The organism is Aeromonas simiae, assembly GCF_000820125.1.
Classification (GTDB): Bacteria; Pseudomonadota; Gammaproteobacteria; order Enterobacterales; family Aeromonadaceae; genus Aeromonas; species Aeromonas simiae.
Genome location: NZ_CDBY01000067.1, coordinates 22,198 through 43,730, shown reverse-complemented (window position 1 = coordinate 43,730; position 21,533 = coordinate 22,198). Strand labels below are relative to the sequence as shown.

Here is a 21,533-nt window from a genome sequence, read left to right as displayed (position 1 = left end):
CCTTTGTTATAGGGCGCCTCGCGGCGCCCTGAAGGCTTTCCCTGTTAGAAGGTACGGCCGATGTTGAAGGAGAAGAACTCAGTACTGTCCCCTTCATATTTCTTGAGGGGGCGCGCTAGGGTAAATACCAGCGGTCCCATCGGCGAGAGCCATTGCATCGTCATCCCCGCCGACACCCGGATGTTGGCCGGATCGGAGTAGTCGATGAGATACTGACAGCCGCTCACGCAGCGATCGGCATAGACGTCGTAGTTGAAGGTGGTGTCCCACACCGAGCCGGCATCCACGAAGAAGCTGGTACGCAGTTGCGGCTGGTAACTCTCGGAGGCAAACGGCGTCGGCACGATAAATTCGAACGAGGCCACGGTAAGGGCGTTCCCCCCGACCGAGCTGGTGGTGCCCATGATGACGTCGTTACCAAAATCGTTGGCACGATAGAGCGCCTTAGGACCGACCGTGTTGCTCTTGAAGCCACGCACCGTGTCGAAACCACCGGCGAAGTAGTTCTCGAAGAACGGCAGGGTGTGGTCATAATCGCCGTTGCTGCCGTAGCCGTTGCCGTAGGAGGCGCGGAACTTACCGGCCATCACCCACTTGTGCTCGCTATCGATCGGGAAGTAGTGGGCGTCTTCAAAGTTCAGCTTGTAGTACTGCAGATCCATGCCGGGCACGGTGATCTTGCCGTTCAGACGCTGACGGTCGCCGGAGGTCGGGAACATCCCCTTGTTGAGGGTGGAGCGAGTCCAGCCGGCGGTGAAGTCCACCACATCAAACTTGACGCGGCCCGAGCTGTCGCTGCCGTCGGCGTAGATGTCCCAGAACTTCTGGATCTGCAGGTAGGCGTTCACCTGGGAGATCTTGTTCTGCTCGACACCGACGCTGAAGTCGAGGCGGTTGGTCTCGTTGACCGGGAAACCGCTGGAGACGCGCAGACCAATGGTCTCGTTCTCGTAGTCGACGATGTTGGCGTCTTTGGCGCTGAACTTGTTGTAGTAGACCCGGCCGCCCATGCTGACGCCATCTACCGTGAAGTAGGGGTCGGTGTAGCTCAGATCAACGTTCTTGGAGTAGTCGTTGGTGCTGGCTGTGATACCGATCTTCTTGCCGGTACCCATGAAGTTGTCTTGTTGCAGACCAGCGGTCAGGCTGATGCCCGACTCGGTACCGTAGCCGATACCGGCGTTGATCGAGCCGGCAGGCTGCTCCTTGACCTTGAAATCGAGATCGACCTGGTCATCGCTGCCCGGTACTCGCTTGGTCTCCACCTCGGCGGTCTCAAAATAACCGAGACGGTTGAGACGGGTCTTGGACTGCTCGACGTTGTCGGAAGAGAGCCAGGTGCCCTCCATCTGACGCATCTCACGGCGCAGCACCTCATCTTTGGTGGTCACGTTACCGGTGAAGTTGATGTTGCGCACATAGACACGCGGGCCCGGCTCGATGTTGACGATGAGCTCGACCTCTTTGGTCTGGTCATTGATCTGCGGGAAGGTGGCCACCTTGGGGTAGGCATAGCCATAACGACCGAGGAACTTGGAGAGCACCTCTTCGGTGTGGGTCACCTGACTGGCGGAGTAAGTACTGCCTGACTCGATGGGGATCAGCCCCTGCATCTCACCGCCGCGACCGATCAGATCCCCCTTGAGCTGGACGCCGGCGATCTTGTACTGCTCCCCTTCCTTGATGTTGAGGGTGACATAGACCCCCTTCTTGTCCGGGGTCATGGAGACCTGGGTCGACTCCTGCTGGAAGCGGATGTAACCGCGATCCATGTAGTAAGAGCGCAGGGTCTCGATGTCACCGGCCAGCTTCTGCTTCTGATAGCGCTGATCGCCGGTGAAGTTCCACCAGGGCACATCATCTTTTAGCGAGAGCTGGCTGAGCAGCTTCTCTTCCGGGAACACCTGGTTGCCGACGATGTTGATCTGCTGGATCTTGGCCGCCTGCCCTTCGACGAAGGTAAGCTTGAGATCGACCCGGTTGCGCGGCAGCGGGGTGACAATGGCCTTGACCTTGGCGGAGTACTTACCCACACCGTAGTAGAAATCTTCCAGCCCCTTCTCAAGGGAGCTCAGCATGGTACGGTCGAGCGGCTCACCAACGCGGATGCCGGAGGACTCCAGCGTCTGGGTCAGCTGCTCCTCCTTGATGTCCTTGTTGCCGGAAAACTCGATGCTAGCGATGGTCGGGCGCTCCTTGACCTGCACCATCAGCACATTGCCATCGCGATAGAGTTGCACATCCTCGAAGTTACCGGTGGCATACAGGCGCTTGATGGCGCCAGCCAGCGAAACCGAGTCAACCTGATCACCGACCCGGATCGGCAGGTTCAACAGGGCGGCACCCAGGGTCACCCGTTGCAGCCCGTCCACCTGGATATCCTGCACGGTAAAGGTGGAAGGGGCAGCCTGAACGGTCAGAGAGGCGCCCAACAGGCAGCTCAACACCAATGCATTTTTCACGGCCATTTTGTTCTTATGTGTCCTTGTTGATGCCCGCCACTCAGAGGCGGGTGAAATCATTAAACAGCGCAATTCCCATCAGGAATACCAGAACGGCTGCACCAATCTTGAAACCGATCTCCTGGGTCCGCTCGGACACAGGACGCCCCCGTACCGCCTCGATCAGGAAGTAGACCAGATGTCCACCGTCCAGCACCGGCAGGGGGAACAGATTGATGATCCCCAGGTTGACACTGATGAGCGCCAGGAAACCCAGAAAATAGACCAGGCCGTAGTCGGCACTGCTACCGGCTCCCTTGGCAATCGAAATCGGGCCGCTCAGATTGTCGAGGGAAACGATGCCACCGATCAACTTGCCAATCATGTTGAACGTCAGGCCGATCAGATCCCAGGTTTTGAGCGCGCCATGCCACAGGGCCTGCAGAGGGCCATACTGTAGCAGAATTCGATATTCATCCGGTAATGGAACCACCTTGGGGGCCACACCGACATAACCGCTGGTGACACCTTTGGTCGTCCGGCTCTGTGGCACCAGGGTCAGTGGCACGATAGCGTCCCCGCGCTGCACCTCAAGCACCAGACTCTGGCCAGGCGCCGACTGCACCACACGGGCAAACTCCTCCCAGTGGGTGATGGTCTGATCGCCGATGCGCAGCAGCTTATCGCCGGCCTGCAGGCCGGCCTGCTCGGCCGCCCCCTTGGGCACCACCATGGCCACCTCGGGCAGCACCTGAGCCCCGAGCGGAATGATACCGAGGCTGGTGACCGGGGACTCCTTGTCCGGATCAAAGCGCCAGCCGGCAATCGACAGCTCGCGGCTCACCGCATACTGGGTCTCTTTTTGCTGCACCTGCAAGGTGAGGCTCGACTCCCCCATGCGCTCGAGCAGGGCATAGGTCACCCCCTCCCAGTCACGGGTTGCGGTCTCCCCCACCCCGACAATCTCCATACCGGGCTCAAGACGAGCCTCGGCGGCGATGGAGCCGGGTCGCACCTCACCGACCACCGGCTTGACCGAGGGCACACCGATCATGAACATCAGCCAGAAGGCGAGCAGGGCAAAGATGAAGTTGGCAAACGGGCCGGCAGCCACGATGGCCATGCGGGCCCAGACGCTCTTGTGATTGAAAGCCTGGCGCTCCTCACCGGGCTGCAACTCGTCGACCCGGCCATCGAGCATCTTCACGTAACCGCCGAGCGGGATCATGGCCACCACATATTCGGTGCCATCCTTGCCAAGCCGGCGCCAGATGGCCCGGCCAAAGCCGATGGAGAAACGCTCCACCTTTACGCCACAGCGCCGCGCCACCCAGAAGTGACCAAACTCATGCACCGCGACCAGAATGCTCAGCGCGATGATGAAGGCGCCAATATTCCAGAGTACTCCGCCCATTATTCCTCCAGCCATTGTTGCGTCTGTCGTCTGACCCGCGCGTCCAGATCCAGCAACGCCGCCAGATCGCTCACCCCCTCGCCCCCAAAGCGGCTACAGGCGCGCTCGACCAGACCGGCGATCGCCATGTAGCCAAGGCCGCCTTGCAAGAAGGCCGCGACCGCCACCTCATTGGCCGCATTCAGCGCCGTGGTGGCCGCCTGTCCGGCGGCGCAGGCCTCGATGGCCAGCCGCAGGCAGGGGTAACGCCGCTCATCGGGACGAATGAAACTGAACTCTCCGACACTGAAAAAGTCCAGAGGTTCCACGCCGGAAACGATCCGCTGCGGATAGCCCATGGCGTGGGCGATCGGCGTGCACATATCGGGATTGCCGAGCTGGGCCAGCACCGAGCCATCCTTGTACTGCACCATGGAGTGGATCACCGACTGGGGATGGATAATCACCTGTATCTGTTCGGGCGCAGCATTAAACAGCCAGCGCGCCTCGATGTACTCGAGCCCCTTGTTCATCATGGTGGCCGAGTCGACCGAGATCTTCGGCCCCATCGACCAGTTGGGGTGAGCGATCGCCTCCTCGGGGGTCACTGCCGCCAGCGTCTCGATGTCGCGATAGCGAAAAGGGCCACCCGAGCCGGTCAGCAGGATCTTGCTGACCCCGGCGGCGGCGAGATCGCAAAAACCGAGGTGACTCTGCACCTCGGCCGGCAGGCTCTGAAAGATGGCGTTGTGCTCGCTGTCGATGGGCAGCAAGGTCGCACCGTGCTCACGCACCGCGTCCATGAACAGCGCCCCCGACATCACCAGTGACTCCTTGTTGGCCAGCAGCACCCGCTTGCCGGCACGCACCGCTGCCAGGGTGGCCGGCAGGCCGGCCGCACCGACGATGGCCGCCATCACGCTGTCGGCATCGGGGTGAGCCGCCACGTCACACAAGGCATCGGTGCCAGACAAGACCCGAGTGGGGCAGCCATGAGCCCGCAGGCGACCAGCGAGCTCACCGGCGGCCAGCTCGTCCACCATGACCGCAAAGCGGGGGGAGAACTCGAGGCAGTCCCGCAGCATCGAATCGACACTGCGCGCCGCCGTGAGCGCCAGCAGTTGCCAGCGCCCCGGGTGTTGACGCACCACCTTGAGGGTACTCTGACCGATGGAGCCGGAAGCGCCCAAGATCACCAGGTTTTCCATGGTCACTCCTAGGAGAGCAGCAGGTAGCTGAGCAGGAACACCGGCAGTGCGGCGGTCAGGCTATCGATGCGATCGAGGATACCCCCGTGACCGGGCAGCAACGCACCGGAGTCCTTGAGGCCGGCCTCACGCTTGAACATGCTCTCGCTGAGATCGCCAAGGATGGAGGCCAGCACCGCCAGCAGAGAGCTGGCCAGCACGATCAGCGTGGTGTGACCATCGGCGCCCTGATACCAAGTCACCCCGACGGCCAGCAGGCTGGCACACAGCAAGCCACCGAACATCCCCTCCATGGTCTTGCCCGGACTGACCGCAGGCGCCAGCTTGTGCTTGCCAAACGCCTTGCCAAAGAAATAGGCGCCGGAGTCGGCAGCCCACACCAATGCCATCACAAACAGCAGGATCCAGGCGCCAGTGCTGCTGTCGTGCCAAATCTCGACACAGCGAAGGGAGAGCATGGCCCAGAAGAAGGGGATCAGGGTGGCGGCACCAAACAGGGTCTTGAGCCAGACCGAACCGCGCCACAAGGTGGCGCTGGCCGGGTAACGCACCACCAGCAGCAGTGCCAGCAGCCACCAGGAGCCGGAGAGATAGAGGGTCGCGTTGGGCAGCGCGGCCAACGCCGGCCCCCACAGCTGCTCGACCGGTTGCCACAGCAGGGTGGCACCTAGCAACAGGCAGAGCAGCAGCGAGACAGGGTAACGCCATCGGGCGCCGACAAAGGCCCCCCACTCCAGCGAGCCGAGCAGAAAGACGCCGGCAACCAGCAGGGCAAACCACTTGATGGGCAGAAAGAAGAGCGCCCCGAAGACCAGGGGAATTAACAGCAGGGCAGTGATGATACGTTGTTTTAGCAAGAGAGTTCCTCTTCGGGGGAGCGGTTACTTGGTCTGTCGTTCGGCAATCAGCGTGCGGATCTGCTCGCCGGTACAACCAAAGCGCCGCTCGCGGCTGACGAAGGAGGCGATGGCCTCGCTGAAGTGCTGTTCGTCAAAATCGGGCCACAGCACGGGGGTGAAATAGAGTTCGGCATAGGCCATCTGCCAGAGCAGGAAGTTGCTGATGCGATGATCGCCACCGGTGCGGATCAGCAGATCCACCGGCGGCAGATCGGCCATGCAGACATAGTCGGAAAAGGTGGACTCGGTGATCTGGTCGCTGCGCAGGTGGCCAGCAGCCACCTCGTCAGCCAGTCGCCGGGCGGCCTGCACTATGTCCCACTGACCGCCATAGTTGGCGGCGATATTGAGGGTCATGCCCGCATTGTTGGCGGTGAGCGCCTCGGCCTTGGCAATCTTCTCCTGCAGCCGTTCGCTGAAACGGGAGATATCGCCAATCACCCGCAACCGGATGCCGTTCTGATGAAGCTTGTCGACCTCGCGGCCAAGCACCATCATGAACAGCTCCATCAGGGCACTGACTTCCCCTTCCGGGCGGCGCCAGTTCTCGCTGGAGAAGGCAAACAGGGTCAGCGCCTCCATCCCAGCCCGAGCGGAAAACGAGACAGCCTCGCGCACCGACTTGACCCCGGCCTTGTGCCCCTGCACACGGATCTTGCCGCGTTGCTGGGCCCAACGCCCGTTACCATCCATGATGATGGCCACGTGGCGGGGCAGACTCTGGTTGGCGGTCTCACCGACGACGGCCGAAAGCGACATGCATATCTCCCACAAACAGAAAAGCGCCGCACAGGGGGCTGTACGGCGCTCGTAATATACCTGTCGGAGCCTTAGATTTCCATCAGCTCCTTTTCCTTCGCGGCCAAGGCTTCATCCACCAGCTTGACGTAGGTATCGGTCAGCTTCTGGATATCGTCCTGAGCGCGACGGTCGTCATCCTCGGAGATCTCTTTATCTTTGAGCAGTGCCTTGAGGTCGGCATTGGCATCACGACGGATGTTGCGCACGGCCACACGGGCGTTTTCTGCTTCAGCGCGAACGACCTTGGTCAGATCCCGACGACGCTCTTCGGTCAGCGGCGGCAGCGGAATACGCATCGTGGTGCCGGCAGTGGCCGGGTTCAGGCCCAGATCGGAACTCATGATCGCCTTCTCGACCGCCTGGATCATGGTGCGATCGAACACGGTCAGCGCCAGAGTACGGGAGTCTTCGGCCACCACGTTAGCCAGCTGCTTGAGCGGCGTGGCGGAGCCGTAGTACTCAACCTGGATACCATCGAGCAGGCTCGGGTGAGCACGGCCGGTACGGATCTTGGACATCTGGGTCTTGAGCGCTTCCACACTTTTGTTCATGCGCTCTTTGGCATCGTTCTTAATCTCGTTGATCACGGTGGTATTTCCTTGTAATTCGTGGGCAGTGGATCCGACGTTGTTACTTGCCGAGATGGTGGATCAAGGTACCTTCAGGCTCACCCATCAACACACGGCGCAGGGCACCCGGTTTGTTCATGTTGAACACGCGGATCGGCAGATCGTGGTCACGGGCCAGGGTGAAGGCCGCGAGATCCATGACCTTGAGCTCCTTGTCGAGCACCTCGTCGTAGCTCAGCTCATGATACATCACTGCATCCGGATTCTTAACCGGATCATCACTGTAGACACCATCGACCTTGGTCGCCTTGAGCACAACGTCGGCTTCGATCTCGATGCCGCGCAGGCAAGCTGCAGAGTCGGTGGTGAAGAAAGGGTTGCCAGTACCGGCAGAGAAGATGACGACCTTACCGGCGCGCAGATGGCTGATCGCCTCGGCCCAGGTATAGGAGTCGCAGATCCCCTGCAAGGAGATGGCAGACATCAGACGGGCATTCACATAAGCACGATGCAGGGCATCACGCATGGCCAAGCCGTTCATCACGGTCGCCAACATACCCATGTGGTCGCCCACCACGCGGTTCATTCCCGCCTTGGCGAGGCCGGCACCACGGAACAGGTTGCCGCCACCGATGACCAGACCGACCTGAACCCCCAGCTCGACCAGCTCCTTGATCTCTTGCGCCATACGATCCAGGACGGCCGGATCGATGCCGAAACCCTCTGCGCCCTGCAGGGCTTCACCGCTCAACTTAAGAAGAACACGTCTGTATGCTGGCTTGGGATTGGTACTCATGAGACTGATTCCTGGTCATATAAAGACCGCGACATCAGTCGCGGTCCGGGGAACGGTAAAACCGGTTCAATTAGGCCTTTTGAGCGGCAGCGATCTGGGCAGCCACTTCGGCGGCGAAGTCGGTTTCCTGCTTCTCGATGCCTTCGCCTACTTCGTAGCGGGTGAAGGAGACAACGTCAGCGCCTTCTTTCTTCAGCAGCTCGGCAACGGTCATGGAAGGATCCTTCACGAACGGCTGACCAGTCAGGGAAACCTCACCGGTGAACTTCTTCATGCGGCCTTCAACCATCTTCTCGGCGATGTCTTTCGGCTTGCCGGAGTTGATGGCGATGTCGATCTGGATTTCGCGCTCTTTGGCGACCACTTCGGCAGACACGTCTTCCGGCTTAACGAATTGCGGGCTGTTGGCCGCAACGTGCATGGCCAGATCTTTGGCCAGCTCGTCGGTACCACCGGCCAGCTTGGTGATAACACCGATGCGGGAGCCGTGAACGTAGGTGCCCAGGTTGTCACCTTCCACCAGCACCACGCGGCGCAGGTTCATGTTCTCACCGATCTTGGCGATCAGGTTGGTGATGGTCAGCTCAACGGTCTCACCGTTACCGAAGTCAGCGGCCTTCAGGGCGTCAACGTCAGCAATCTTCTGGGTTGCAGCGATCTCAGCGATCTTCTGACCCATGGCCAGGAAGCTGGCATCCTTGGAAACGAAGTCAGTTTCGCAGTTCAGCTCGATCAGAACGGCAACGTTGCCTTCGGTGCGGGCGAAGATGACGCCTTCGGCGGCGATACGGCCAGCCTTCTTGGCAGCCTTAGCCTGGCCGGATTTACGCATGTTTTCGATCGCCAGCTCGATATCACCAGCGGCCTCTTCCAGCGCTTTTTTGCAATCCATCATGCCAGCGGCAGTGCGCTCGCGCAGTTCTTTTACCAGGGCGGCAGAAATGTTTGCCATGTCCAGTATCCTCGGTCTCGAATTAACAAGAAACAGGGGCCATCAAGGGCCCCTGCCAACCAATGTTTCAGCTTGGTCAATAAAAGGGCTTTACAGACCTTATTTATTACTCAGCTTCAACGAAGCCATCTTTCTCGGCTTGAACAACGATGTCCTGCTCGCGGGCTTCCAGCACGGTGTCGGCAGCAGCGTTTAGGTACAGTTGTACGGCGCGGATGGCGTCGTCGTTACCCGGGATGATGTAGTCAATGCCATCCGGGTTGGAGTTGGTATCAACGACAGAAATTACCGGGATACCCAGGTTGTTGGCTTCCTTGATGGCGATGTGCTCGTGCTCGGCATCGATCACGAACAGTGCGTCAGGCAGGCCGCCCATGTCCTTGATACCGCCCAGGCTCTTCTCCAGCTTTTCCATTTCGCGAGTACGCATCAGCGCCTCTTTCTTGGTCAGCTTGTCGAAGGTACCGTCTTGGCTCTGGGTCTCCAGATCCTTCAGACGCTTGATGGACTGACGAACGGTCTTCCAGTTGGTCAGCATGCCGCCCAGCCAGCGATGGTTCACATAGAACTGATCGCAACGGGAAGCAGCTTCCTTGACGGCTTCAGAGGCAGCACGCTTGGTACCGACGAACAGAACCTTGCCCTTCTTGGCAGCAGTGGAGCTCAGGAAGTTCATGGCATCGTCGAACATCGGAACGGTCTTTTCCAGGTTCACGATGTGAACGCCGTTACGAGCACCGAAGATGTAAGACTTCATCTTGGGGTTCCAGTAACGGGTTTGGTGACCGAAGTGGACGCCGGCTTGCAGCATGTCGCGCATAGAAACTTTAGCCATTTTATACCTCTATTGGGGTTAGGCCTCCACACATCCCATGTAACCGACCCGCAAGGGGCACCCCGGCACAGGTGTCGATGTGTGTGTGTTGTTTAGGTTAGGGTGGAAAACCCGGGACAGACCCAGGTTCGGCGCGCTTTATACCATAGTCACGGATGAAACACCACCTTGGCATGGTACCGTCAGGCGCCCGACTGAACCATCATGAGCGCCCTCCATGGCGCCGTGATGACAATCACACTGGAACTTGAAGGGGGGTTGCGGGTAAAATTTTGAACCTGTTGCAAACGCAAACCGTTTTCAGTTGCCCCGCCTGGCGCGTCGCCCGGCATGAGAAGGGCACCAAGAGAGAAGCCATGACTGTCCAGATCAAGACCCCCGAAGAGATAGAAAAGATGCGCGTTGCCGGCCGCCTGGCCGCCGAAGTGCTCGAGATGATCGCCCCCCATATCAAGGCTGGCGTCACCACCGATGAGCTCAATACCCTGTGCCACGACCACATCGTCAACGTGCAGCAGGCCATTCCGGCCCCGCTCAACTATCACGGTTTTCCCAAGTCGATCTGCACCTCGGTCAACGACGTCATCTGTCATGGCATCCCCAATCACAAGAAGCTGCGCGAAGGGGACATCGTCAACCTCGACATCACCGTCATCAAGGATGACTATCACGGCGATACCTCGGCCATGTTCATCGTCGGCCAGACCACACCGCTGCGCCACCAGCTGTGCAAGGTGACCCAGGAGAGCCTCTACGCCGCCATCCGTCAGGTGCGCCCCGGCATGTGCATCACCGAGATCGGCGCCATCATCCAGCCCATCGCCGAGAAGGCCGGCTTCTCCGTGGTGCGTGACTACTGCGGTCACGGCATTGGCAAAGAGTTCCACGAAGAGCCGCAGATCCTGCATTATCGCAACAGCGCCAAGCTCGAACTCAAGCCCGGCATGTGTTTCACCATCGAGCCGATGGTCAACACCAAGAAGCACCACTGCAAGATCAATCCGAAGGATGGCTGGACCGTGACCACCAAGGATGGCGGTGACTCGGCCCAGTGGGAACACACCCTGCTGGTGACCGAGGATGGCTGCGAGGTGCTGACCCTGCGCAACGACGAAACCCTCGAGCGCATCATCAAGCACGCCTGATATCATGCAGACCCCGGCCACGCCGGGGTCTTTCACTTAAGCGAGACCCCATGGACGATCTCTCCCTGCTCCCCTCCTGCGCCCAACCTCTCGAACGTGAAGCCTATCGCAGTGCACTGCATCAGTTTTCAGCGCGCCTGGCCGAACGTTTTCGCCAAGGCGAGCCGGTCACCCAGTTGGTGGCAGAGCGCTCACGCTTCATGGATGCCCTGCTGACCCAACTGTGGCAACAGTTCGGTTTCGACAAGGTGGCGGGGCTGACCCTGATCGCCGTCGGCGGGTATGGCCGTGGCGAGCTGCACCCCCACTCCGATATCGACTTGCTGCTGCTCTACCAAGAGGAGCCGGACGAAGTGCTGGGGCTGCGTATCGGCGACTTCATCGCGCTCTTGTGGGATCTGCGCCTCGAAGTGGGCCAGTCGGTGCGCAGCGTCGCCGAGTGTGTCGCCCAAGGAGAGCGTGACATCACGGTGGCCACTAACCTCATCGAGGCGCGCTACATCACCGGCCATGAGCCGGGCTTCGTCGCCCTGCAAGCCGCCACCGCCCCCTCGCTGTTCTGGCCGAGCGAGGCCTTCTTCGAGGCCAAACGCCAGGAGCAGATCGACCGTCACCGTCAGTTCCAGGGCACCGCCTACAAGCTTGAGCCGGACATCAAGAGCAACCCGGGGGGCATGCGCGATATCCAGACCCTGGCCTGGGTCGCCCGCCGTCACTTTGGCGCCACCTCGCTGGCCGAGATGAGCAGCCAGGGCTTTCTCAACCAGGCCGAGTACCAGGAGCTGCAAGATTGCCAGACCTTCCTGTGGCAGGTGCGCTTCGCCCTGCATCTGGCCATCAACCGGGGGGACAACCGCCTGCTGTTCGACAGGCAGCGCACCGTGGCCGAGATCCTCGGTTTCACCGGCGAGGGTAACGGCCCGGTCGAGCAGATGATGAAGCGCTTCTACCAGACGGTGCGCCGGGTGGCCGAGCTCAATGAGATGCTGCTGCAACTGTTTGACGAGGCCATCCTCGGCAACAGCGCCATGGACGTGCGCCGCATCAGCGACGAGTTCCAGCTGCGGGGTCGCCTCATCGATGCGGTCGAGCCCGACCTGTTCGGCCGCGAGCCGGCGGCCATCTTGCGTCTTTTCTACCAGATCGCCCAGCACCCCAATGTGACCGGCATCCATTCGGCCACCTTGCGCCAGCTGCGCGAGGCTCGGCGCAAGCTCGGCTGCTGGTTGCAGGACATTCCCGAGTGCCGCCGCCTGTTCATCGCCCTGCTGCGCCACCCAGGCGGCATTGGATTGCCGCTGACCCTGATGCACAAATACGGCATCCTGGCGGCCTACCTGCCCCAGTGGCACCTCATCGTCGGCCAGATGCAGTTCGACATGTTCCACGCTTACACGGTGGATGAGCACACCCATCGCCTGTTCAAGCACTTCCACTTCTTCACCGATCCGGCCAGCCGCAAACCCCACCCGCTCTGCCACGAGCTGTTCAACCAGTTGCGCAAGCCCGAGCTCTTGTTCGTGGCCGCCCTGTTCCACGACATCGCCAAGGGCCGCAAGGGGGATCACTCCGAACTCGGCGCCGTCGATGCCCTGGAGTTCTGCCAGCTGCACGGCTTTGATCGCTACGAGAGCCGGCTGGTCGCCTGGCTGGTGCGCCACCACCTATTGATGTCAGTGACCGCCCAGCGCCGCGATATCTATGATCCGGACGTCATCACCGACTTTGCCCAGAAGGTGCGCGACGAGCTGCACCTCGAGCTGCTCTGCTGCCTCACCGTGGCCGATATCTGCGCCACCAACGACACCCTGTGGAACGACTGGAAAGGCACCCTGCTGCGCGAGCTGTTCTTCGCCACCCAGAAGGCGCTGCGCCAGGGGCTGGAGAACCCGCCCGACATGCGCCTCAAGATCCGCGAGAACCAGCGCCAGGCCCGCCAGCTGCTGCAAGAGGCCAGCGACGAGGCGGTGACCCAGCTGTGGAGCGACTTCAAGGCCGACTATTTCCTGCGTCACACCCCGGAGCAGATCGCCTGGCACACCCGCCACATCCTGGCCCACGCCGATCCCTCGGTGCCGCTGGTGCTGGTGGGCAAACACACCAGCCGGGGCGGCAGCGAGCTGTTTATCTATTGCCGCGACATGCCCAACCTGTTTGCCACCGTGGCCTCAGCACTGGATCAGAAGAACCTCAACATCCACGATGCCCAGATCATGAGCTCACGCACCGGCTTCGTGCTCGATACCTTCATCGTGCTCGAGCCCAATGGCCAGCCCATCAGCCCTAACCGCATCGCCACCATCAAGGGGGCGCTGGAGAAGGCGCTGGAGGAGCCGGGCAAGCTGGTGCTGCGCAGCAAACCCCTTTCGCGCCGCCATCGCCAGTTCAATGTCCCGACCCGGGTCACCTTTTTGCCCCACAAGGGCGAGGTGCGCCACACCTTAGTCGAGCTGATCGCCCTCGATGCGCCCGGCCTGCTGGCGCGCATCGGCGCCGTCTTCCAGCAGTGCGGACTGGCGCTGCACGCCGCCAAGATCACCACCATCGGCGAGCGGGTGGAGGACTTTTTCAGCCTCACCACCCTGGAGGGGGAACCACTGGACTTGGCGCAGCAGCGCCAGCTGGAGGAGCGGCTGATCCAGCAGTTGGCCGAGCTGACCGAGGGCTAACTCCCCGTACTGTCTGTACATTTGGTTACAGACGGTCACTCAACGCCCACTGACAGGTTGTGCTCACCGCAGCTACGCTCTGCGCGTAGTTTGTTTGGCTCTGGGCATATCCCATGTCACTTTTCCCCTTTGTCCGGCCCACCTCCTGCCTGGAGGGGCCGGACCCTCTTTTGGGTTCGCGCCAAGGTGCGGCCAGGAGGCGCGCATGAGGCTGCACTGGCGCCACTGGCTGGCCCCCCTGTGCAGCCTGCTGCTGCTTGCCTGCGCCCTGTTGCTGCTCTATCGCCTGACCCATGACTGGCACTGGCGCGATATTCGCCACGCCCTGTGGCAGAGCCCGCCACTCGCCCTCCTCTTGGCGCTGCTGCTGACGATGCTCAGTTACCTCTGCCTCACCGGCTACGACTGGCTGGCCACCCGCCAGGCAGGCGCCCGCCTGCCCTGGCGTCACATCGCCCTGACCTCGTTTGTGGCCTACACCTTCTCCAACACGCTGGGGTTTGCCCTGCTCACCGGCAGCTCGGTACGCTATCGCAGCTACTCGGCGCTCGGGCTCAGTACCGGGGCCATCGCCCGTGTCATCGTCTTTTGCAGCACCACCTTCTTTCTCGGTCTCGGCTCGCTGGGGGGGATCAGCCTGTTGTGGGGGGCTGGCCATCCACTGCTTGCCCTGATGCCGAGCTGGAGTGTGCCTCTTTTCGATATGGCCGGTCTGCTCTCGCTGGCACTGGTGGGGATCTACCTGCTCTGGCCACACCACACAGTACGCTGGCGCCAGTATGCCTGGTCACTGCCGAGGCGAGGCTTGCGCCTGCTGCAACTGCTGCTCGCCCTGCTCGACTGGATGACGGTCGCCGCCGTACTGTTCTGCCTACTGCCGGCCGGCAGCGTCAGCTACCCCGCCCTGCTGGCCGCCTTCGTGCTGGCCTCGCTGCTCGGGGTCATCGCCCACGTGCCAGGAGGGTTGGGGGTGTTCGAGGCGGCCATGACGCTGCAATTGGGTTCACAACTCCCGACCAACCAACTGCTCGCCGCCCTGCTGCTCTATCGGCTGATCTACTACGTCTGCCCGTTTGTGTTAGCGCTGCTGCTCTTCACCCTGCGCGAGTTCTCCCTGCGCCCGCACTGGCGCAGCGGCCTGCTGCGCGCCCGTGAATGGTTGCCGGCGCTGATCAGCCTCGGGGCCTTCGCCGCCGGCGCGCTGCTCCTCTGCGTGGGCATGGTGCCGACCATGCACATCCGCATCGAGGCGCTGCTGACCCTGCTTCCCCTGCCCCTGCTTGAGGTCGCCCACCTGCTCGGCAGCGTCAGCGGTGTGCTGCTCCTGCTGCTCGCCCGCGGCCTCTATCGCCGCTATGACACCGCTTTTCGCATCACTCAGGGGCTGCTGGTCGCCGGCATGCTCTTCTCGCTGCTGCGTGGCGGTGATTGGGAGTCCGCCCTGCTGTTGGGGGGCTTTTTGCTGCTCATCGCCCCCTGCGCGCCGCTGTTTTATCGCAAAGGGGCGCTGCTGCACGCCCCTTTCACGCCGGCCAGCCTGCTGGCGATCGGCGCCGTCCTGCTCGGCGCCATGTGGCTGCTTTTCTTCTCCTATCGCCACGTGGCGTATGACCCCGCGCTGTGGCTGACCGTCACCCCCCACGGCGGGGCATCACGCGGCCTGCGCGCCATGGGCGGCGTGGTCGCCGTGCTGGCCACGGTGGGCATGGCCCAGTTGCTGGCGCCGCTGCGCCGTGCTGGCGAGCCGCCGAGTGCGGCCGAGCTGGCCCTGGCGCGCCAGTTGGTCAGCGGTGACGGTGACATCCATGGCTGTCTGGCCCAGCTGGGGGACAAGTCGCTGCTGTTTCACCCGTCGGGGAGGGCCTTCGTCATGTATGGCTGTGAGGGAGGAAACTGGATCCTGATGGGCGATCCGGTGGGGGATCCCGCGCTCGCCGAGGAGCTTTTGTGGCAGTGCCGCGAACATTGTGACGAGCTGGATGCCAACTTGGTGGTCTACCAGGCCTCCCCACGCTATCTGCCCTGCTATCTGGAGTTGGGCCTGCTGCCCTACAAGCTCGGTGAGGAGGCCGTTGTCGATCTCACCGGCTTCGATCTCGCCGCCAGCCGGCTGCGCAACCTGCGTCAGAGCCACGCCAAGGGGCGCCGCGAAGGGCTGCGCTTTGCGGTGATCGAGCCTGAAGCCGTCGCCCCCTGGTTGGGCGAGCTGCGCGCCATCTCCGATGCCTGGCTGCTGAACAAGCAGGGACGTGAGAAGGGCTTCTCGGTGGGTTATTTTGACGTTCACTATCTGCAAAGCACGCCACTGGCACTGGTGTGGCAGGGCGACCGGCTGGTCGGGTTTGCCAATATATGGAGCGGTCAGCAGCGCGCCTGCCTCTCGGTCGACTTGATGCGCTATCTCCCGGAGACGGGCAGTAGCGCCGTGATGGACTTTCTCTTCGTCGAGCTGCTGCTGTGGGGAAAAGCCCAGCACTATCACACCTTTAATCTCGGCATGGCCCCCATGTCAGGGCTGCGTGACCATCCGCTCGGCGGCTATTGGGCCCGTCTCGGTAACACCCTCTATCGCCGGGGGGGCCGTTTTTACAATTTCCAGGGACTACACCGCTACAAGGAGAAGTTTGCCCCGAGCTGGGAGCCCCGCTACCTGCTGTGTGCCAGCCGGCTGGCACTGCCACGCATCCTGACCCAGCTCGTCACTCTGATAAGCCGTGGCCCGCTCGGCTTGCTGCGTAAATAGGAACCACCATGAGACTGCTTGTTGTTCTGTTGCTCACCCTGTTCTGCTTGCCGCTGCGAGCCGCCGATCTGGACGATGATCTGGGGCTGACCCTCTACCCGGCACAAGGCCACTCGGACGCCCCCATGGTGGTGTTTCTCAGCGGTGATGGGGGCTGGGCTCCGCTCGACCGTGGGGTCAGTCAGGCGCTGCAACGCCATGGCCTGCCGGTGGTGGGTTGGAGCTCGCTGCACTACTACTGGCATGCCAAAACCCCGGAGCAGGCCCTCGCCGATCTCATCCGCCTGCTGCGCCGCTACGGCCCCCTCTGGCAGCGTCCGCGCTGGCTGCTGGTCGGCTTCTCCTTCGGTGCCGAGCTAGTGCCCTTCATGCTCCAAGGCGTGCCCGATGATCTGCGCCAGCAACTGGTGGGGGCGGCCATGCTCTCCCCCTCTGTCGCCTCCGACTTTGAAATTCATGTGAGCGATCTCATGCGCAGCCATCAAGGTGGGCGCTACAACGTGCTTGCCGCAGCCCGCACCATTCATGACGTGCCCCTGCTCTGCCTACAAGGCAGTGATGACCACTCACGCGATCGCCTCTGCCCCCACTTAACCCAGCCGAATGTGACGACGCTGACACTGACTGGCGGGCACCACTTCCAGGATGACTACCCCCTGCTGACCCGAACCATACTCCAAGCGCTGCACATTGAGCCGACGCCGCCGTAAGCCTGCTGACAACTTTTCCCAAAGGTGGGCGGGATGGCTGAACCCAGCGGCAAAGTGTGATACAACAAGCAGAATTTTTTGAAAGGGAACTGACATGACCGAGTTGCAACAGATCATCGAAGCCGCCTTCGAGCGCCGCGATACCATCACTCCTGGCAGCGTGGATGCCGAAACCAAGTCTGCCATCTTGCAGGCCATTGAGCTGCTCGATAAGGGCCAGGCCCGTGTGGCCGAGAAGATCCCCGGCGAGTGGGTGGTACACCAGTGGCTGAAAAAGGCCGTGCTGCTCTACTTCCGCATCAATGACAACGCCATCATCAAAGGCGACGATGCCCAGTACTATGACAAGGTGCCGCTCAAGTTCTCCGGTTACAGCAGCGACGAATTCAAGGCTGCCGGCGTGCGTGTTGTTCCCCCAGCCACCGCTCGCAAAGGCTCCTTCATCGCCCCCAATACCGTGCTGATGCCCTCCTACGTCAACATCGGCGCCTTCGTCGATGAAGGCACCATGGTCGACACCTGGGCCACTGTGGGCTCCTGCGCTCAGATCGGCAAGAACGTCCATCTCTCTGGCGGCGTCGGCATCGGCGGCGTGCTGGAGCCGCTGCAAGCCAACCCGACCATCATCGAGGATAACTGCTTCATCGGCGCCCGCTCCGAAGTGGTGGAAGGGGTCATCGTCGAGGAAGGCTCCGTCATCTCCATGGGCGTCTTCATCGGCCAGTCCACCCGTATCTATGACCGCGAAACCGGTGAGATCCATTACGGCCGTGTGCCGGCGGGCTCGGTCGTGGTCTCCGGCTCCCTGCCCTCCAAGTGTGGCAAGTACAGCCTCTACGCCGCGGTCATCGTCAAGAAGGTCGATGCCAAGACCCGCGCCAAGGTGGGTATCAACGCCCTGCTGCGCTCCATCGACGAGTGATGCAACCGGGTATGCAAAGGGCGCCACAAGGCGCCCTTTTTCATGCCTGTATCATGGTCGCTGCCTTGAGTTAAGATGAGTGCGCAAGGAATGTTCTCAGCCGAGGAAGAGCGATGTACGACAATCTCAAGAGCTTAGGGATCCAAGACCCCGACACGATCGAAAGCTACACCCTGCGCCAGGAAGCCAACCACGACATTCTCAAGATCTATTTCAAGAAGCAGAAGGGCGAGTTCTTCGCCAAGAGCGTCAAGTTCAAATACCCGCGCCAACGCAAGACCATATTGATCGACTCAGGCACCCACGAGTACAAGGATGTCACCGAGATCAACGCCAACCTCAAGTACGTGGTCGACGAGCTAGACAGCCTGACCCAGGGCGCTCACCCTCCCCACATCAACCCGGATATCAAACAGAAGATCCTGGCCGATCTGCGCCACCTCGAGAAGGTCGTGCAAAACAAGATCCGCGAGATAGAGCAAGATCTGGAGAAACTCTGAGCCGGCCCATGGCTCCTCAACAGAGCAGCTTAGCTCAGCGCAAAAACAGAAAAGGGAGGCCATTGGCCTCCCTTTCATCATTCAATCTGGGATCAGTTGTTCTTGATCCAGATGTCCATGTCCGTCTTCAGGTTGTCAGACTTGGTACCGAAGATGGCCTGAACACCGGAGCCAGCCACGACCACACCGGCCGCCCCCAGCTTCTTCAGACCAGCCTGGTCAACCTTGGCCACATCCTTCACACCTACACGCAGGCGGGTGATGCAGGAATCCAGGGAGGCAATGTTCTCTTTACCACCAAAGGCAGCCACCAGAGAGGCAGACATTTCGTCCTTGCCTTGATTCACCGCAACCTCGGCAGTTTCGTCTTCACGGCCAGGCGTCTTCAGGTTCAGGGCGCGAATGACGAAGCTGAACACGACGTAGTAGATGGCAGCGTAAACCAGACCCAGACCAACCAGCAGCAGCATCTTATCGGCACGCGGCGATTGCACCACGAAGTCGATGAAGCCGTTAGAGAAGGTGTGACCATGCACAATACCCAGGGTGTTGGTCAGCACATAGGCCAGACCAGCCAGTACGGCGTGAATGGCGTACAGCACCGGGGCGATGAACAGGAAGGAGAACTCAATCGGCTCGGTGATACCGGTCAGGAAAGAGGTCAGGGCTGCAGAGGCCATGATACCCACGATCTTGGCACGGTTTTCCGGCTTGGCAGCATGAGCGATAGCAAATGCAGCGGCAGGCAGACCGAACATCTTGAACAGGTAGCCACCGGCCAGCTGACCGAAGCCATTGCCCGCAGCGCGGGAAGCATCGTCAGCAGTCAGGAAGCAGGTCATGATACCGTGGACGGTTTCACCCGCACCGTTGACGCAGGTACCGGCCTGATAGAAGAACGGTACGTTCCAGATGTGGTGCAGACCAAACGGGATCAGGGAGCGCTCAACCACGCCGTAGATACCGAAAGCCAGTACCGGGTTCTGGTTAGCAGCCCAGTCGGAGAAGGCTCCGATAGCGGCGCCGACCGGCGGCCAAATCACGGACAGGATGACACCCAGACCGATGGAGAGGAAACCGGTGATGATGGGTACGGCACGCTTGCCGGCGAAGAAGCCCAGATACTCAGGCAGCTGGATCTTGTAGAAACGATTGAAGGCCCACGCGGCGATACCACCGGCCAGGATACCACCCAGCACACCGGTTTCGATGCTTTCAACGCCCATCACAGGCGCCATTACCTTCAGGGTGGCGATCATGATGCCGTAGCCAACGATGGCAGACAGACCGGATACGCCGTCGTTATTGGTAAAGCCCAGAGCCACACCCACTGCAAACAGCAGCGCCATCTGGCCAAAGACGGAACCACCGGCTTGCTCCATCAGCTGGGAGACAATTTCCGGCAACCAGCTGAAGTGGGCCGCACCCACCCCCAGCAAAATACCTGCAACCGGCAGGACCGATACGGGCAGCATCAGCGCCTTACCGACCTTTTGCAGATTGGAGAATGCATTTTTCAACATTGTGTGCTCCTGATTTAGATAAAATCCCTTATAGGAATTCATATGAGACCAGCTGTGATTCAACCGGTTGCAATACGAGCGATTCGGTCTTCATGCTGGGCTAATTCTATTGGTCAGGCTAAATATAACTTCTTGAAGACAAACTTTCTGTACTTTAAATGAATGAAAGAATGAATTTGGAGGGGAGATCACAGGAATTAACTAAGCAGATAAATATATAAAAATAAAGCTAATAACGTCCAAAGTAACTATATCAAAGCCATATGACAATATTAGTCACAAACTGTATTGCCGTAGCACCAAAATAATGCACAAAGTAACAAAGTGTAACCTTGCAAAAATAAAAAAACCCCTGCCAAAGCAGGAGTCTTTTCATCGAACGATGGAATGCTTATTTCTGTGAACGCTTGATTGCGTCGACGAACGTTTGTTTGGCTCTGGTTGAACCGGCACGTTGCGCCTCGTCCACCAGCTTCATCGCCTTCTCTATGTTACCGTCCTGCACCGCTTTCTCGATCTGAGCCTGATAGAAGGTCTCGGTCTCGCTCAGCATGGCAGGGGCCGGTTGCGGGCGAGTGGCGGCCACAGCGGTGGTGCCACTAGCAACGGCGGCAGTCGTCGTCACCGAAGGTTGAACCCCCTGACTTAAGGCTATCTTATCGCTGTATTCGGTCTTAAAGACATTATCCAACCCTTGTTCCTTGGCGCGATCTTTTACATCTAACGCCACGACCCCCCAAGCAGAGTGAGGAATAACGGGATCGGGAATATCTGGCTCCTGAGTCGAATTAGCACGAGCAAACGCCTTGGCCGGATGCAGTACTGTCGTCGCCCCGGAGAGCTCGGCTGCTGGCGTATAAATCACCATATAAGCTTCTTGCTTTACGGCATTACGGCTCACATAGATGGTACCCTCGATGCGATCGTTGTCCATCAGATGGGCCGGTTGGTAGGTAAACACCGACTTACCGAGCACCCGGGTCACTTCATGGTTGCTATCGAGCATCAGCACCTGGGGTACCAGCACGCTCTTGCCGACCTGAGCGGCAACCTTGATAAGCAGGTCACCAGTATTCTCGGGCAGACGATAAGCACCGAGATAACTCATCCCTTCTTCGAAACGAAACGCCTGGGAGGCGCCATCTATAGTCAGCACCGAGCTACCTTCGGGCAAGGGCTGGAACTTAAGCTCAGCCAGAGAAGCGCAGCAGCTCTGTACCGCAGCCAGTGACTGCTTGGCGGATTGGCTCTGATCCAAGACAGCGGAATGCTCCTGCAACGGTACGCCTATGTTCACACAGCCAGACAAAGCGACAGCCACCAAGGCCGCCAAGGATCCGTTAACCAACTTCATCCATACTCCCTATCGAATCATCAGAGGAAACAAAACTGCCCCCATTAGGGGGCAGTTATCAACTTAACTCAAG

The 21,533-nt window shown here is 60.4% G+C and carries 17 protein-coding genes; 6 read left to right on the top strand and 11 right to left on the bottom strand.

The annotated features are described in order from the left end of the window. Nucleotides 1-44: 44 nt before the first annotated feature. From bamA to rpsB, 9 genes are all read right to left on the bottom strand, one after another. A complete protein-coding gene (bamA, locus tag BN1134_RS14625; protein WP_042048119.1) occupies nucleotides 45-2,468 on the bottom strand; it encodes an outer membrane protein assembly factor BamA in 2,424 nt (807 codons plus the stop codon). A 34-nt stretch (nucleotides 2,469-2,502) separates the two neighbouring features. Then, nucleotides 2,503-3,855 carry a sigma E protease regulator RseP gene (gene rseP / locus BN1134_RS14620; RefSeq protein WP_042048118.1) on the bottom strand — a complete coding sequence of 451 codons (1,353 nt, stop codon included), beginning with the start codon at nucleotides 3,853-3,855 and terminating at the stop codon, nucleotides 2,503-2,505. Continuing rightward, entirely contained in the window at nucleotides 3,855-5,042 is a 1,188-nt protein-coding gene (gene ispC, locus BN1134_RS14615) for a 1-deoxy-D-xylulose-5-phosphate reductoisomerase (RefSeq protein WP_042048117.1), read from the bottom strand. Before ispC ends, rseP begins: the two co-directional genes overlap by 1 nt. 8 nt (nucleotides 5,043-5,050) lie before the next feature. Further along, complete coding sequence (locus tag BN1134_RS14610) at nucleotides 5,051-5,899, bottom strand: phosphatidate cytidylyltransferase (protein WP_042048116.1); 849 nt, start codon at nucleotides 5,897-5,899, stop codon at nucleotides 5,051-5,053. A 24-nt stretch (nucleotides 5,900-5,923) separates the two neighbouring features. Then, nucleotides 5,924-6,700: a polyprenyl diphosphate synthase gene (gene uppS / locus BN1134_RS14605; protein ID WP_042048115.1), complete on the bottom strand. Its 777-nt coding sequence runs from the start codon at nucleotides 6,698-6,700 to the stop codon at nucleotides 5,924-5,926. Nucleotides 6,701-6,771: 71 nt separating this feature from the next. Next, complete coding sequence (frr, locus tag BN1134_RS14600; RefSeq protein ID WP_042048113.1) at nucleotides 6,772-7,329, bottom strand: ribosome recycling factor; 558 nt, start codon at nucleotides 7,327-7,329, stop codon at nucleotides 6,772-6,774. A gap of 43 nt (nucleotides 7,330-7,372) precedes the next feature. Further along, a complete protein-coding gene (gene pyrH, locus BN1134_RS14595; RefSeq protein ID WP_042048112.1) occupies nucleotides 7,373-8,107 on the bottom strand; it encodes a UMP kinase in 735 nt (244 codons plus the stop codon). Nucleotides 8,108-8,177: 70 nt separating this feature from the next. Then, nucleotides 8,178-9,059 (bottom strand): translation elongation factor Ts, encoded by an 882-nt coding sequence (tsf, locus tag BN1134_RS14590; protein WP_042048111.1) that lies wholly within the window; start codon nucleotides 9,057-9,059, stop codon nucleotides 8,178-8,180. Nucleotides 9,060-9,165: 106 nt separating this feature from the next. After that, a complete protein-coding gene (gene rpsB / locus BN1134_RS14585; protein WP_042048110.1) occupies nucleotides 9,166-9,894 on the bottom strand; it encodes a 30S ribosomal protein S2 in 729 nt (242 codons plus the stop codon). 356 nt (nucleotides 9,895-10,250) lie between these two features. Here rpsB and map point away from each other — a divergent pair, with 356 nt between their 5' ends. The 6 genes from map (at nucleotide 10,251) to BN1134_RS14555 (ending at nucleotide 18,583) form a co-directional block, all read left to right on the top strand. Next, nucleotides 10,251-11,039, top strand: coding sequence for a type I methionyl aminopeptidase (map, locus tag BN1134_RS14580; RefSeq protein WP_042048109.1), 789 nt, complete (start codon nucleotides 10,251-10,253; stop codon nucleotides 11,037-11,039). Between the two features lie 50 nt (nucleotides 11,040-11,089). Then, on the top strand, nucleotides 11,090-13,708 hold the full coding sequence (glnD, locus tag BN1134_RS14575) for a bifunctional uridylyltransferase/uridylyl-removing protein GlnD (RefSeq protein ID WP_042048108.1): 2,619 nt from the start codon (nucleotides 11,090-11,092) through the stop codon (nucleotides 13,706-13,708). A gap of 205 nt (nucleotides 13,709-13,913) precedes the next feature. Next, the gene (gene mprF, locus BN1134_RS14570; protein WP_042048107.1) at nucleotides 13,914-16,451 is read left to right on the top strand and encodes a bifunctional lysylphosphatidylglycerol flippase/synthetase MprF; all 2,538 of its coding nucleotides are present in this window, start codon (nucleotides 13,914-13,916) and stop codon (nucleotides 16,449-16,451) included. Between the two features lie 8 nt (nucleotides 16,452-16,459). Continuing rightward, nucleotides 16,460-17,161, top strand: a complete 702-nt coding sequence (locus BN1134_RS14565; RefSeq protein ID WP_042048106.1) for an AcvB/VirJ family lysyl-phosphatidylglycerol hydrolase — start codon at nucleotides 16,460-16,462, stop codon at nucleotides 17,159-17,161. A gap of 94 nt (nucleotides 17,162-17,255) precedes the next feature. Beyond that, on the top strand, nucleotides 17,256-18,083 hold the full coding sequence (dapD, locus tag BN1134_RS14560) for a 2,3,4,5-tetrahydropyridine-2,6-dicarboxylate N-succinyltransferase (protein WP_042048105.1): 828 nt from the start codon (nucleotides 17,256-17,258) through the stop codon (nucleotides 18,081-18,083). Nucleotides 18,084-18,196: 113 nt separating this feature from the next. Beyond that, nucleotides 18,197-18,583: a DUF3461 family protein gene (locus BN1134_RS14555; RefSeq protein WP_042048104.1), complete on the top strand. Its 387-nt coding sequence runs from the start codon at nucleotides 18,197-18,199 to the stop codon at nucleotides 18,581-18,583. 92 nt (nucleotides 18,584-18,675) lie between these two features. Here the strand turns inward: BN1134_RS14555 and ptsG are convergent, their stop codons facing one another. Together ptsG and BN1134_RS14545 are read right to left on the bottom strand one after the other, a co-directional pair. Beyond that, nucleotides 18,676-20,106, bottom strand: coding sequence for a PTS glucose transporter subunit IIBC (ptsG, locus tag BN1134_RS14550; RefSeq protein ID WP_042048103.1), 1,431 nt, complete (start codon nucleotides 20,104-20,106; stop codon nucleotides 18,676-18,678). A 391-nt stretch (nucleotides 20,107-20,497) separates the two neighbouring features. After that, entirely contained in the window at nucleotides 20,498-21,460 is a 963-nt protein-coding gene (locus BN1134_RS14545; protein WP_042048102.1) for a MalM family protein, read from the bottom strand. Between the last annotated feature and the right edge of the window lie 73 nt (nucleotides 21,461-21,533).

Excerpts from the sequence above, each read along its gene's own strand:
- bamA (WP_042048119.1), bottom strand. The coding sequence starts at position 2,468 with ATGGCCGTGAAAAATGCATTGGTGTTGAGCTGCCTGTTGGGCGCCTCT.
- rseP (WP_042048118.1), bottom strand. The coding sequence starts at position 3,855 with ATGGGCGGAGTACTCTGGAATATTGGCGCCTTCATCATCGCGCTGAGC.
- ispC (WP_042048117.1), bottom strand. The coding sequence starts at position 5,042 with ATGGAAAACCTGGTGATCTTGGGCGCTTCCGGCTCCATCGGTCAGAGT.
- uppS (WP_042048115.1), bottom strand. The coding sequence starts at position 6,700 with ATGTCGCTTTCGGCCGTCGTCGGTGAGACCGCCAACCAGAGTCTGCCC.
- pyrH (WP_042048112.1), bottom strand. The coding sequence starts at position 8,107 with ATGAGTACCAATCCCAAGCCAGCATACAGACGTGTTCTTCTTAAGTTG.
- tsf (WP_042048111.1), bottom strand. The coding sequence starts at position 9,059 with ATGGCAAACATTTCTGCCGCCCTGGTAAAAGAACTGCGCGAGCGCACT.
- rpsB (WP_042048110.1), bottom strand. The coding sequence starts at position 9,894 with ATGGCTAAAGTTTCTATGCGCGACATGCTGCAAGCCGGCGTCCACTTC.
- map (WP_042048109.1), top strand. The coding sequence starts at position 10,251 with ATGACTGTCCAGATCAAGACCCCCGAAGAGATAGAAAAGATGCGCGTT.
- glnD (WP_042048108.1), top strand. The coding sequence starts at position 11,090 with ATGGACGATCTCTCCCTGCTCCCCTCCTGCGCCCAACCTCTCGAACGT.
- mprF (WP_042048107.1), top strand. The coding sequence starts at position 13,914 with ATGAGGCTGCACTGGCGCCACTGGCTGGCCCCCCTGTGCAGCCTGCTG.
- BN1134_RS14565 (WP_042048106.1), top strand. The coding sequence starts at position 16,460 with ATGAGACTGCTTGTTGTTCTGTTGCTCACCCTGTTCTGCTTGCCGCTG.
- dapD (WP_042048105.1), top strand. The coding sequence starts at position 17,256 with ATGACCGAGTTGCAACAGATCATCGAAGCCGCCTTCGAGCGCCGCGAT.
- BN1134_RS14555 (WP_042048104.1), top strand. The coding sequence starts at position 18,197 with ATGTACGACAATCTCAAGAGCTTAGGGATCCAAGACCCCGACACGATC.
- ptsG (WP_042048103.1), bottom strand. The coding sequence starts at position 20,106 with ATGTTGAAAAATGCATTCTCCAATCTGCAAAAGGTCGGTAAGGCGCTG.
- BN1134_RS14545 (WP_042048102.1), bottom strand. The coding sequence starts at position 21,460 with ATGAAGTTGGTTAACGGATCCTTGGCGGCCTTGGTGGCTGTCGCTTTG.